Source organism: Halovibrio variabilis (genome assembly GCF_007991175.1).
GTDB lineage: Bacteria > Pseudomonadota > Gammaproteobacteria > Pseudomonadales > Halomonadaceae > Vreelandella > Vreelandella variabilis.
Genome location: NZ_BJXV01000034.1, coordinates 1 through 12,777 on the forward strand (window position 1 = coordinate 1; position 12,777 = coordinate 12,777).

The following is a 12,777-nucleotide window of genomic DNA, read 5'->3' on the forward strand; positions in this document are numbered from 1 at the left end:
ACCATAGCTGTTGGCATATTTGCCGATTAAGTGTTCCCGCCCCGAATAATCGCGCTGATAATGCGTCGCCCTGGGTGCAGGTGATCGACCAGTGGCGCTTCCAGGGGCATCGGTTCATCGCATATCCGTGAGGCAATCACCTCGGCGCAGAGCGGCGCGCTGGCCAATCCGCGCGAACCGTGGGCGGTGGATATCCACAGGCCTGGGTAGTGTTCTCCGCGCTTATCCGCCACGCGGGTGGCATCCTTGCTCAGCAGCGCATAGTCCGCCCGCCACGCGTCTGCCACCGGCACTGGCCCGGCGTAAGGCGTTTTATCCGGGCTTGCCGCTCGCACCGCCGTGCGACCCTTGAGGTGTTTAGGCGCCAGCTCAACCCCTGCTCGCTCCAACGCCTCTACCAGCGCGGGCAGCGTCTGGCGTAGCTCATCGATATTGCGCTGATGATCTTCAACCGTCACCTCGGTAGTGGCGTTATTGGGGACAAAGCTGGCGCCAAACGTCAGTACACCATCCAGGGCTGGTGCCACATAGCCTCCGGCGCACACCACACGTTTTGGGCCCGCCACTCCAGCGGGTAGCGTCAGTTCGCTAATCTGGCCGCGCACCGACTGCAGCGGCAGCTCCGATGTTTGCGCAAAGCGGTTGGCCAAATGGGCGCTGGCGATCACTACCTGATCGGCCTCAAAGGTACTACCGTCGGCCAAATTCAGCAGCCAGCCGCTCTCGCGCTGGGTAAGCGAACTAACATCGCCCTGCTGCAAGGTGATACCCGGCTGGCTAAGTAAGTGCTCACACAGCGCCTTGGGCCTAACCCAGCCCGCCTGTGGATAATACAGCCCGTGGGACGCCTCGATAGTGATTGCCGCCGTCTCGGTTAACGCCGGGTTCTCCATTGCTGTGACCACCTCGCTGGGCAGCGGATGTTGATCAATAAAACGCTGCTGACGGCGCGCTTCTTTATCGCTACTTGCTAACTGCACTAAGCCGCAGGGTTGCCACAAGGTTGGGTTAGCCGGTTGCTGCGACAGCCAGCGCTGGCTGTAAAGCAGCCCAGCCAGATAAACCCGGCTTTGGTGGTTGGTCTCAGCGGCGAGCTTAACGTAGAGTGCGCCCTGGCGATTACCCGAGCCGCCCGCGCCGGGGGCCTCGCGCTCAATAACCGTTACTTTCATGCCTCGCCGCGCCAGCGCTGCGGCCACGCTGCTTCCCGCCAGCCCGGCGCCGACTATCGCAATGTGCGTCGCAACGTGCGTCGCAACATGCTTAGCCGATGCAGCAGGTGTCGGTGGAGTAAACCAGGGCGTGGACTGCCTCCGCTGATCCGCTGGCGGGGTTTCGATACTGCCCGCTAGCATCTCCCGCTTGCGACCGTAGCCCGGCACTTTCTGCCAGTTAAAACCCGCCGCTTTCAGGCCCCGCTTGACGATGCCCGCGCAGGTAAAGGTGGCGAAAGTAGCGCCGGGGCGGGAACGTGCGGCCATGGCTTGAAACAGCTCAGGTTGCCACATGTCAGGGTTTTTAGAAGGCGCAAAACCGTCTAAAAACCAGGCATCGACCTGGCCATCCAGCTGCTCCAGGCGCTCAGTGGTATCGCCAAAATGGAGGTCCAGGGTCACACGCTCGGTTAAGTGCAGGCGGTGAATGCCGCTGACCGCGGCGGGCCACTGAGCGCAGAGTGTTTGTGCATAACCGGCAAGCAAAGGCCAGCTCGCCAAGGCTTGTTCAAGCGCCTCACGCGCAAGGGGAAATTTCTCTGTGGATAACAGATGCAGTCGTGCAGAGGAGGGCGCATGCTGCTCAAAGCAGGCCCAAGCGCAGAGCATATTAAGCCCAGTACCAAAGCCGGTTTCGCCAATCACAAAGGGCCGCGCGGCTTCCCAGGCGGCAAAGCGTTGGGGCAGATGGTTGGCCCCCAGGAACACGTGCTCGGTTTCTGCGCGACCATCGCCCCTTGTAAAATAGACATCGTCAAACGCTGCCGAGTGCGGCGCACCTTCGTTCCAGGTTAGCGTTGGGGTGGTTAATGCCGCCAGTGGAGGTAAAGCGTTGAGACCTTGGGTCAAGCGGGTATCCTTCGTGTTGATGGCGTGGGCGTTAATGATGAAGGAGAAATGACAAGTTGGTTAAAAAATGATCAATTTGTCGGCACTGGCGTAATCTCTGGCTTAGCGCAAAGCGTCCGCCGGGTTTACACAGAGTTTTCCACAGGCTCTGTGAAGAAGCCGACGGACTTTCCACACTCGTCCTAACGGGTCAAGGGAAGACTTTTTTGAAAGGCTTAACCACTACCTTGGCATACACCCCGGCGATCATGTAGGGGTCGGCATCGGCCCACGCCTTGGCGCTTTCCAGGCTGTCGAATTCCGCCACTATCAGGCTGCCGGAAAAACCAGCGTCGCCAGGGTTGTCAGTGTCGATAGCAGGGTTAGGGCCTGCCAATACCACCCGGCCTTCATCGCGCAGCGTTTCCAGACGCGCTAAATGATCGGGCCGGGCCGCTAAGCGACGCTCTAAACTATTGGGCACATCTTCACTTATAATGGCGTACAGCATGTGAGGTTAACTCCTTGATTAAACGAGGATGCAAAGTGACCGGTAATTGACCGAGTCGGCATAAGCGCGCACCATATCTTACCCATTACGAACGCTTCGTTCACGGCTGAAAAGCACATTCTGACAAACTGACCACACGGCGTCATGCTTATGTCTCGACTTCCTTATACCTTTGATGCCGATCAGCGCTACCCGGTTGATTTGCACATGCACTCGACCACTTCAGATGGCGCGTTAACCCCCACCGAGCTGGTAGCACTGTGCTTTGAGCGCGGGCTAACGCACATGTCGCTCACCGACCACGATACCATGGACGGCATCGAAGAGGCGGGACGCGCGGCTGCACAAGCAGGCATTTGTGTTGTCCCCGGCTGTGAGTTATCCACACGCTGGCAGGGCGTCAATATCCATGTGGTTGCCCTGATGCCTGGCGGCTTGCAGGGCGCGATGGTAGAGGGTCTGGTGCAACAGCGAGAGGCGCGTATTCAGCGTGCGGTCGTGATTGCCGAACGGCTGGAAAAAGCCGGCTTAAACAACGCGCTGGAAAAAACCCGCGAGCTAGCGGGCAGCGACCGCCCGCTGGGCCGTCCTGATTTCGCCCGCGCGCTGGTAGCCGAAGGGCTAGTACCCGACTGGGCGAGCGCTTTTAAGCGCTATTTGGGCAGCGGCAAAAAGGGCGATGTGAAAGCCCACTGGCCGGAAATTAGTCAGGCCGTGAATTGGATCGTGGAATCTGGTGGCGTTGCGGTGATTGCCCATCCCTTGCGCTATGGCTTAACCCGGCGCAAGCGTGGCCTGTTGATGGATACCTTCCAAGCGGCGGGCGGCCAAGCGGTGGAGCTGGTCAGCGGCCAACAGAACCCGGATAGCACCCGTGACCTGGCGCGCCAGTTGGTCGAGCGCGATTTATACGCCTCCATGGGCAGCGACTTTCATTTCCCTGGGAGCCATGCGGCGCCGGGCAGTATGAGCCTGATACCGCGCACGGCGGCAGCGCCTATTTGGCAGCACCCGCGCTTGCTACACTTGCGTGATGCGCCCGCGGGAATACTAGCGGCGGGATGACGCGCGAAGCGTTTACGTTATGCTATACGTGTACGCTAAGAGGTAAGAGGTAAGAGGTAAGAGGTAAGAGGTAAGAGGTAAGAGGTAAGAGGTAAGAGTAGAGCCTACGGACAGGAGACACTAATGAGCCAGTATTTTCAGATTCATCCGGAAAACCCACAAAAACGTCTTATTGATCAGTCCATTGCGATTATCCGTCAAGGGGGCGTTGTGGCGTACCCCACCGATTCGGGTTATGCCTTAGGCTGTCATTTGGGTGAGAAAAAAGCCATTGAGAAGATTAAATGGCTGCGCTCGCTGGACGATAAACACAATTTTACCTTGGTGTGTTCTGATTTATCGGAGATCGGTACCTATGCCAAAGTTGATAACGACGTGTTTCGGCTGCTGAAAGCTCATACGCCAGGGCCTTATACCTATATCCTGGATGCCACCTCGGAAGTGCCGCGCCTGTTGCTGCACCCCAAACGTCGTTCCATTGGCGTGCGCGTGCCAGATCACCGCATTACCCACGCGTTACTGGCAGCGCTGGGCGAGCCATTGATGAGCGTCACGCTGATTCCAGTGGGCGATGATTTGCCCATGAACGACCCGGAAGAGATCCGCGAGCGTTTTGGCGCCCATCTGGATGCCATTATCGACGGCGGCGCCTGCCATTTAGACCCCACTAGCGTCATCGACCTGCGCGAACTACCGCCGAAAATCATCCGCGAAGGGCGCGGCGATATCACGCCCTTCCAGATTTAGCTGCTGAGGAAGGCTGTCATGCTGGCAGCCTATAAGGGTCGCGCGCTGAAGCTACCTCCCACTAGTGCCATGATCTGACTGGCGGGACCTGTCAACAGGCCCTAGTTGTCCTGGGGGGTGTTTTTGTCTTCCGCTTTCTTGCGCGGGTCTTCGCTATGTTCGTCGAGCCAGGTGCCGCAGCGCAGGCAGTAGCGGGCACGTTTTTCATGGCGTTCATGCCCGCAGCCGGGGCAGGCTTCATCTGAGTAACGCTCTTCACGAAGCGAACGAATTACCTGGGCTGAGAATACCCCGGTGGGCACGGCAATAATCGAGTAGCCCAGTAGCATCAGGATCATAGTGATGGTTTTGCCGAGCGAGGTTGCCGGGACAATATCGCCGTAGCCGACAGTGGTCATGCTGACGATGGCCCAGTACATCGACATCGGAATGCTGGTGAAGCCCGCCTCAGGGGATTCAATGGTGTACATCAGCGCCGCGAACAGCGTGATGACCATCAAGATGGCGCTAAAAAACAGTAAAATCTGGCGCATGCTGCGTTTCAGGGCATCCAGCAGCAAGCGTGCTTCACCAACAAACTCCATCAGGCGCAGAATACGAAAAATGCGCAGTACCCGCAGCAAACGAACAATCACCAGCCCGTGGGCGCCGGGTACCAAAAGCACTAACCATGTGGGCAACACGGCAATCAAGTCGACGATCCCGTAAAAGCTTTTTAAATAGAGCGTCGGCTTTTCCAGGCAGTAAATGCGCAACATCAGCTCAATGCTGAACAGTAGCGTGAAAGCCCATTCAAGATAGAAGAATAGCTCTCCGTAGCGCTCAGAATACGCTGCAACGCTGTCCAGCAGGATCACCGTCACGCTTAATAAGATCGCCACAATCAAAGCGATATCAAAGGCTTTAGCGCCCGGCGTGTCGGACTCGAATATGATGTGGAACAGCCGGGTACGCAGGCCTTCCCCGCCAGGGGTTAAGTGTAAATTCATCGCATCATCCTGAAGTGGGCCTGAGTGCCGTCCTGATGCCAGTGTTTAACCACGGCGCCTAGGCCTTTAGCCTAGCGCGGTTTGATACGCCAAGCGATGGGCAAGTGCCAATGCCGCTTTGCCATAAGTCGTATTAGGCTGGCCGTACTCATTGAGCCCGCTGGGAAGCGCCTGGGCATAGCGGCGTGCAGTGTCTTCCAGTTCGGGGTGATCGGCGAGGGTGGTCAACGCCTGCTGGGCGTCGCTAAGAAAGCGTGCCTGCTGGCTATCGTGGTAGGCGTCCAGCGCAAGCGTGGCGCGGTGCAGCCATTCGGCCGGGGAGTCTGCTTCGGGCAACGGCCAGTGTTGGTCGCTAAGTGCATTGCCGCGAGACGCCTTGCTGCTATCCGAAGGGCGCAGCGGCACTTGCTCGGCAAGCATGAGTGCTAGCGTCCAAAGCGCTTCGGGTTCGCCGCTCTTTAGCTCCAGCTCCACCTCGCGGATCGGCGTACGGTAGCCGCCGCTATTAATCTCGCCCTCATCGAGTACCAGCTCGATATGGCTACTCTGGTTGGCTGAGCCTGGGATTGCTAAGCCATCGGTTAACTGCCAGCTGCGCCGTGTGAAATCGGTACTCAATTTTGGCGCTAGGGCATCAAGCACACCGCTGAGCTCGCCTTGAAAAGGAGGAAGTTCGGCAAGCGAGGCGAGGTCCAGCTGCGGGCCGGCCACCGGCCACTCCCACTCCTGCCGTTCAGAAAGCCCACCACCACCCTGGCCGGCGGTTTTCACCGTTTGCAGTACTTGGCCGTCCACTTGGCGAAGACGCAGCGCAATGCGTGCCTCGGCTAAATCGCCCTCAGGCGTATCAAAGTAGCGGTTGGTCAGTGTTTGCAGGCGCGCCGGTTCAGCCGCGAGGCGCGGGTGTTGGGTAAGCGCGGTTGGCCCTTCCGGGGCGAGGGCCAGCTTAAGCTCCACTTCCATTGGGTTTGGGGTTTTCATGGTGCTTGCTACCTCGGTATGGTGACATTTAGATGAAGATTTAATGACGTCGGCGGATGCACTCTTTATACTGGCGCCGCCATTTCCAGGCTCCCCGAAAACAGGCTAAAAGGCTTTATGGTTACCTCCAATCCTTTTTCTTCGATGTTTGGCCGCTCGCCATTCCAGCCGTTATTGGCGCATATCGTCAAGACGAATGAATGTGCCGATCAGCTGTTGCCGTTTTTTGAAGCAACCCTTGCCAATGACTGGAACACCGCGGCTGAGCTGCGCGAAAATGTCACCCGCCTAGAGCATGACGCCGATACGCTGAAAACCGAGCTGCGGTTGAACCTGCCCAATACCATGTTCCTGCCCGTCTCGCGTTCTGACCTGCTCGATCTGATCAGCGTACAGGACAAAATTGCCAATAAGGTACGCGACATTACCGGCATTATGCTGGGGCGTAAAATGCGCGTGCCGGATGAGCTGGCTGAGCCCATGCGTGATTACATTCGCACCAGTGTTGCCTGTGTTGCTCAAGCGCGTCAGGCGCTGGAAGAACTCAAGGACCTGCTGGAGTCTGGCTTTGGCAAAAACGTCGCCGATGTGATGCAGAAAATGATCCGCGAGCTGCACACCCTCGAACACCAGGCCGATGACCAGCAGGTGATTATCCGTCGTCAGCTGTTCTCCCTTGAGAGCCAGTTGCCCCCCGTCGATGTGATGTTTCTCTACAAGATCATTGAATGGGTTGGCGAACTATCCGACCGCGCCGAGCGCGTGGGTAGCCGTCTGCAGATTCTGACCGCCCGCTAAGGGGAGCTTCATGCTGATTATTGCCCAGTACGGTGAAATCTTCATTATTCTGGCCTGTTTGTTTGGCTTCTTTATGGCCTGGGGCGTTGGCGCGAATGACGTGGCCAATGCGATGGGCACCTCGGTGGGGTCGAAAGCGATCACCATCAAACAAGCGATATTGATCGCGGTTGTTTTTGAATTTCTGGGTGCTTGGTTAGCCGGCGGTGAAGTCACGAACACCATCCGCAAAGGCATTATTGACCCAGAGCTATTGCAGGCAGACCCGCAGCTGCTGGTATACGGCATGCTGGCAGCGTTGCTAGCTGCGGGTACCTGGCTGCTGGTAGCGTCTATGAAGGGCTGGCCGGTTTCCACTACGCACTCGATTGTCGGCGCGATTGTTGGCTTCGCGGTCGCCGGTTTAGGCCCATCAACGGTAGATTGGGGCGCTGTGGGCACGATTGCGGCTAGCTGGGTCGTTTCCCCTTTACTGGCAGGGACGATTGGCTTTGTGCTGTTTAAATCGGTGCATCATCTTATCTTTGAAAATGATAACCCGTTTACCGCCGCTAAACGCTACGTACCGGGCTATGTGTTCCTGGTGGGCTTTATCGTTTCAATGGTGACGCTGACCAAGGGGTTAAGCCATGTTGGCCTTGAGCTGACCTTTAATCAAAGCCTGCTGCTATCGATTTTGCTGGGCGTAGTGATTATGGGGATTGGCTTGTTGATGCAACGCCGCATCAAGTTCGAGCACAACGCGAACGACCACTTTGGCTACGCTAACGTTGAGCGCGTATTTGGCGTGCTGATGATTTTCACTGCCTGTGCCATGGCCTTTGCCCACGGCTCTAATGACGTGGCGAATGCGGTTGGCCCCCTGGCGGCAGTGATTAGCGTGGTCCAAACCGGCGGTGAAATTGGCGGCTCTGCGCTGGTGCCTTGGTGGGTGCTGGTACTCGGTGGCAGTGGCATCGTGGTGGGCCTGGTCACCTATGGCCATAAAGTGATTGCGACCGTGGGTACCGGTATTACCGAACTTACCCCCAGCCGTGGCTTTGCCGCTACGTTGGCGGCGGCCACGACGGTGGTACTGGCGTCAGGCACTGGCCTGCCGATTTCCACTACTCACACCCTGGTAGGTGCGATTCTGGGGGTTGGTTTGGCCCGCGGTATGGCGGCGCTCAACCTGCGGGTGATCGGCACCATTGCGATGTCGTGGCTGATCACGCTGCCCGCCGGGGCGGGTCTCGCGATTCTGTTCTTCTTTATGTTCAAAGGCATGTTCGGCTAGCCACAGGCTCGAATGCGTTTAGACGTGGCTAAGCGGTAACAGCACAGCGGCATCTTCATGTTTATCTGCATTAGATTGCGCAGATTTGCATTAGAAGGTGCCGCTGTTTTTTGTGCTCTGGTAAAGTAACCGGATTGGATATGATAAACGTCTGATTTTTCTTTCACCTGCTGCCGGAGAGCGGCCCTTGGATACGCGCTTCCCCTTTGTTGATTGGTTTCGTAACGCTTCCCCTTATATTAATGCGCACCGGGGACGAACCTTTGTCATCTTAATTGAAGGCGAAGCGATGGCGTCTGGCCGAGGGGAGCAGCTGATTCAGGACTTGGCCCTGCTGCATACGCTTGGCGTGCGCCTGGTGGTGGTGTTTGGCATTCGTCCCCAGGTGCATGAAGCGCTTACCGCCGCGGGCGTTGAACCCACGCGTATTGATGGCCGCTGGGTGGCGGACCGAGCGGTGATGGCCCATGTAGAGCAGGTTGCCGCCCGCCAGCGGCTGTGGCTGGAAGCACGGCTGTCGCTGGGCCTGCCTAGCACGCCGCTACACGGCGTAGAACTCAGCGTGATCTCTGGCAACCTGGTGACCGCCAAGCCGCTTGGCGTGCGTGAGGGGGTGGATTTTGACCACAGCGGTGAAGTGCGCCGGGTACGCGCCAGCGCCATTGAAGGCCTATTGGAAAAAGGCTCGCTGGTGCTGCTGCCGCCGCTGGGCTTCTCCAGCACCGGTGAGGTGTTTGACCTGGATGCTTCGGAGGTCGCCCAGCACGCTGCCGTGGCGCTGAAAGCCGACAAGCTGATTCTGCTGGGTGAGTCCGAAGGGCTGGAAGATGAGCAGGGCGCGCTGCTGCGCCAGCTATCACCAGCGGAAGCGGAGCCGCGTTTAACCAACGCCGTACCGGGTAGCGAGCTTGCCCGCCACCTGCAGGCTGCCTGCACCGCCGCGCGGGAAGGCGTGGCGCGCACGCACTTGCTCTCCTGGCACAACCACGACGCCTTGCTGGGTGAGTTGTTCACCCGCGACGGCGTGGGCACCATGATCACCCAGCACCGCTACGAACAGCTGCGCCCGGCCACGCTCAACGATGTAGCGGGCCTATTGGAACTGCTGGAGCCGCTAGAGCGGCGGGGCATGCTGGTGGCGCGCTCTCGCGAGCGCCTTGAGTATGAGATTGACGACTATATGGTGATCGAGCGTGATGGCATGGTGATTGGCTGCGCCGCGCTACACGTATTCCCCGACACCAGCATTGCCGAGCTGGCCTGCGTGGCGGTACACGACAACTATCGTGGCGGCGAACGCGGCGAGCGTTTGGTGGAAGCCTTGGAACGCCGCGCCCGCCAGCGCGGCTTAAATGAAATGTTCGTGCTCACCACCCACACCGCCCACTGGTTTGTGGAGCGCGGCTTCCGTTCGGCCAGCCTGGAAGACCTACCGCCGCTGAAACGCGAAACCTACAACCATGCCCGTAAATCAAAGGTGCTGGTCAAGCAGCTAACGTAACTCGCTTGTTAAAAGGGGAAACCGTTAGCACAGCTGGTTTATGAGGTGGATTCTGGCGCTATTGAAAATAGCGCTGGCCTGTTTTGCGCTTGTTGTTGAATAGCGTCGTCAATCGGTGTGTCGTAGGTTTTGAGCAGATAGCCCAGCACCGAATAGAAACCCACCATGGCGATCAGGTCGATCACCGCCTTGCGCCCGATCGCCTCGGCAAGTTCTGCTTCCTGCTCCTTGGCCAGCATGCGCTCGTCGAATAACGCATCCACGGCGTTGACGATAAGACCGTCAACGCCTTCAGGGTTGCCGCGAATGGCATTGATCCGGTTTTCGGAGAACCCCAGAGAAAGTGCTCGACTAACATGATGGACCCACTCGTAAGCCGCCCCCATACGCAAACCCGCGCGTAAAATAACCACCTCGGTCAATTCCGGGCCTAACGCATTCTCCTTAACAACGTGTTGTCGCAAGGGCGCCCATGCTTCAAGCAAAGCCGGGTGGTGGGCCATGGTGCGATAGACGTTGAGTGCGCCAGCAAAGCTTTCGCGTAAATCAGCGATTTCCTCAGGCCAGTCGGCATCGGAAATAGGCGGGCAGGGAGACGGTGTCATGGGTGAGCTCCAGTCAGATCGTTATTTGAGATAGTTGTTTTATTACTCTGCGATGGCGGCCTCTATGGCCTCGGCAATACGCTCAATGATCAGATCTACTTCGCCAGGTTCAATGATATAGGGTGGTGCCAGCAAGATGTGGTCACCGTAAATGCCATCAACGGTGCCGCCCATCGGGTAGCTGATCAGGCCACGCGCCATGGCTTGGCGTTTGATTTTGGCGTGAAGCTTTCGCGCCGGATCGAAAGGCGTCTTACTTTCCCTATCTGCCACGAGCTCGATACCGCGAAACAAGCCCCTGCCGCGAATGTCGCCCACATGGGGTGATGCGCCGAGCGCTGCTTCAAGGCCGCTCTGCAGTCTCGCCCCCATGGCATTAACGTTCGCCAGTGTCTCTGGCCGTGCGATGATCTCAACGACTTTGTTAGCAGCCGCGGCGGCGACAGGGTGACCAAGATAGGTATGACCATGCTGAAACAGTCCAGACCCATTGGCAAAACTGGCGTAGATATTGGCCGATAACATCACCGCGCCGATAGGCTGATAGCCGCCGCCCAACCCCTTGGCAATGGTGACGATATCCGGCGTTACCCCATCCTGTTCGCAGGCGAATACCGTGCCGGTTCTGCCCATGCCGCACATTACTTCGTCGAGGATCAGCAGCACGCCGTATTTATCGCAAATAGCCCGAACGCGTTTGAAGTAATCCGCCTCCGAGGCCACTGCTCCTAAGGTGGCACCGACGACGGGTTCGGCAACAAAGGCCATCACCTCGTCGGCGCCAAGTTCTAGAATCTTTGCCTCAAGCTCCTCGGCAAGCCGTGCAGCGTAGGCCTCCGGTGACTCGTCGGTAGCCCTGTCGCGATAGGCATAGCAGGGCGATACATGGTGGGTTTCTGGCAGGAGGGGCTGAAACTGCTGGCGTCGCATGGCATTGCCACCGGTTGCCAAGGCGCCGATGGTATTGCCGTGGTAGCTCTGGCGCCTGGCAATGATATGCCGCCGCTGGGGCTGATTAATCTCTACAAAGTACTGCCGGGCCATTTTCAGCGCCGCTTCAACAGCTTCTGAGCCACCCGACACCAGGTAGACGTAATCCAGCCCTTCGGGGGCTAAGTCCACCAGCTTTTCGGCAAGCGCTTCGGCGGCATCGGTAGTGAAGAAGGAGGTATGGGCGTAACACAGGCTATCGATCTGCGCGCGCATGGCCGCCAGCACCTCGGGGTGGGCGTGACCGACGCTGGTGACCGCCGCGCCGCCCGAGCCATCCAGGTAGCGCCGCCCCGTGGTATCGGTGATATAGACGCCCTGCGCCGACGCTGCATAAGGCAGCTCAGCGCCGATACCGCGGTGAAGAATACGCGTCATGGATCCTTTCCCTGATCATTAAACGGTGAGAAGTTGATAGGGTAACGAGATTGGCGTACCCGTATAGCTTTTTGTAGCAAGGATATCGTTCCAATATAGTATGAAACATACGGATCTATGTTTTTAAGTCATTTTTTGGCTCTTCGTCACCCAGTGTGGAATTCATTCTTCCAGCATGATAATGGCTCCCGTGGGAGGGAGCTTCAGCTCGCGAATGTTTGGGCTCCTAGCATGATGAAGCCAAGGGGGTGCCTTCGGCACCTTTCGCCCGCTGAAGCGGCCTCCCACAACAGATAGCTGGCTTAGTGGTTGCGATCTCAACTGTGAGATAGGAAATAGCCGATCAATCTTAAATCCACATGAAAGGACGAATAGCCCATTTTTTTAGGTTGTTCGTCATCTAATGTGGATTTAATATTAATCGGCACATTTTGTGCCTCACGGTTGAGACAGAAACCACTAAGCCAACGCTGGCAGCCTAAACGGTCGCGAGCTAAAGCTACCTCCCACAGGTCAACTGTCAGGCTGTCAGAAATAATTCTATACCGAATGACGAAGAGCCTGTTTTTAATTCATGCTTTTAAATAATTGCTTTTAAAAGTGCCAATCGACTATGTCGAGACACCCCTAAAACAGGTCTAGCGCTTTGCTATGGTCGACCAAGGCGCTAAACCTCTATGTTGATTGAGGTCGTTGATACAGAAACGTCATTTAAAGAAGAAGAGAGTAATTGCCCTATCGAGGAGTAAAGCGACTCAGTGGCTGATGCTGCAGCCGAATCCGCCACCACTCGATCCGTCTTCTCCATGACTTCTTCCGCTTTCTTTAGCTCCCTGCGGGCTTCCTTGTCTTCTTCGTTCAGCCTAATCTTGAGCATGTTAACGGCTTCGCGTT

At 57.4% G+C, this 12,777-nt stretch carries 11 protein-coding genes and 1 pseudogene; 5 read left to right on the top strand and 7 right to left on the bottom strand.

Going from position 1 to position 12,777, the window contains the following annotated elements; all coding sequences use genetic code 11:
- Positions 1-26: 26 nt before the first annotated feature.
- Together mnmC and HVA01_RS17095 are read right to left on the bottom strand one after the other, a co-directional pair.
- Complete coding sequence (mnmC, locus tag HVA01_RS17090) at positions 27-2,063, bottom strand: bifunctional tRNA (5-methylaminomethyl-2-thiouridine)(34)-methyltransferase MnmC2/FAD-dependent 5-carboxymethylaminomethyl-2-thiouridine(34) oxidoreductase MnmC1 (protein ID WP_146876629.1); 2,037 nt, start codon at positions 2,061-2,063, stop codon at positions 27-29.
- 190 nt (positions 2,064-2,253) lie between these two features.
- Positions 2,254-2,553, bottom strand: coding sequence for a YciI family protein (locus HVA01_RS17095; RefSeq protein ID WP_146876631.1), 300 nt, complete (start codon positions 2,551-2,553; stop codon positions 2,254-2,256).
- Positions 2,554-2,703: 150 nt separating this feature from the next.
- Here HVA01_RS17095 and HVA01_RS17100 point away from each other — a divergent pair, with 150 nt between their 5' ends.
- Together HVA01_RS17100 and HVA01_RS17105 are read left to right on the top strand one after the other, a co-directional pair.
- Positions 2,704-3,618 carry a PHP domain-containing protein gene (locus HVA01_RS17100; protein WP_170243545.1) on the top strand — a complete coding sequence of 305 codons (915 nt, stop codon included), beginning with the start codon at positions 2,704-2,706 and terminating at the stop codon, positions 3,616-3,618.
- Between the two features lie 123 nt (positions 3,619-3,741).
- Positions 3,742-4,365, top strand: a complete 624-nt coding sequence (locus HVA01_RS17105) for an L-threonylcarbamoyladenylate synthase (protein ID WP_146876634.1) — start codon at positions 3,742-3,744, stop codon at positions 4,363-4,365.
- 101 nt (positions 4,366-4,466) lie between these two features.
- Here HVA01_RS17105 and HVA01_RS17110 read toward each other — a convergent pair whose 3' ends face one another.
- Together HVA01_RS17110 and HVA01_RS17115 are read right to left on the bottom strand one after the other, a co-directional pair.
- Positions 4,467-5,354: an ion transporter gene (locus tag HVA01_RS17110; protein WP_146876636.1), complete on the bottom strand. Its 888-nt coding sequence runs from the start codon at positions 5,352-5,354 to the stop codon at positions 4,467-4,469.
- Between the two features lie 66 nt (positions 5,355-5,420).
- A complete protein-coding gene (locus HVA01_RS17115) occupies positions 5,421-6,335 on the bottom strand; it encodes a CYTH domain-containing protein (RefSeq protein WP_146876637.1) in 915 nt (304 codons plus the stop codon).
- A gap of 117 nt (positions 6,336-6,452) precedes the next feature.
- Between HVA01_RS17115 and HVA01_RS17120 the strand changes: the two genes are divergently transcribed.
- The 3 genes from HVA01_RS17120 to argA all read left to right on the top strand — a co-directional run bounded on the left by HVA01_RS17120 (position 6,453) and on the right by argA (position 9,910).
- Complete coding sequence (locus HVA01_RS17120; RefSeq protein ID WP_146876639.1) at positions 6,453-7,133, top strand: TIGR00153 family protein; 681 nt, start codon at positions 6,453-6,455, stop codon at positions 7,131-7,133.
- 10 nt (positions 7,134-7,143) lie between these two features.
- Entirely contained in the window at positions 7,144-8,409 is a 1,266-nt protein-coding gene (locus HVA01_RS17125; RefSeq protein ID WP_146876641.1) for an inorganic phosphate transporter, read from the top strand.
- 187 nt (positions 8,410-8,596) lie between these two features.
- Positions 8,597-9,910, top strand: a complete 1,314-nt coding sequence (gene argA, locus HVA01_RS17130; RefSeq protein WP_146876643.1) for an amino-acid N-acetyltransferase — start codon at positions 8,597-8,599, stop codon at positions 9,908-9,910.
- A 38-nt stretch (positions 9,911-9,948) separates the two neighbouring features.
- Here argA and HVA01_RS17135 read toward each other — a convergent pair whose 3' ends face one another.
- From HVA01_RS17135 to HVA01_RS17145, 3 genes and pseudogenes are all read right to left on the bottom strand, one after another.
- A complete protein-coding gene (locus HVA01_RS17135) occupies positions 9,949-10,515 on the bottom strand; it encodes a carboxymuconolactone decarboxylase family protein (RefSeq protein WP_146876645.1) in 567 nt (188 codons plus the stop codon).
- A 42-nt stretch (positions 10,516-10,557) separates the two neighbouring features.
- Positions 10,558-11,883, bottom strand: a complete 1,326-nt coding sequence (locus HVA01_RS17140) for an aspartate aminotransferase family protein (protein ID WP_146876647.1) — start codon at positions 11,881-11,883, stop codon at positions 10,558-10,560.
- A 667-nt stretch (positions 11,884-12,550) separates the two neighbouring features.
- A pseudogene (locus tag HVA01_RS17145) lies at positions 12,551-12,777 on the bottom strand (hypothetical protein); the annotation flags it as partial.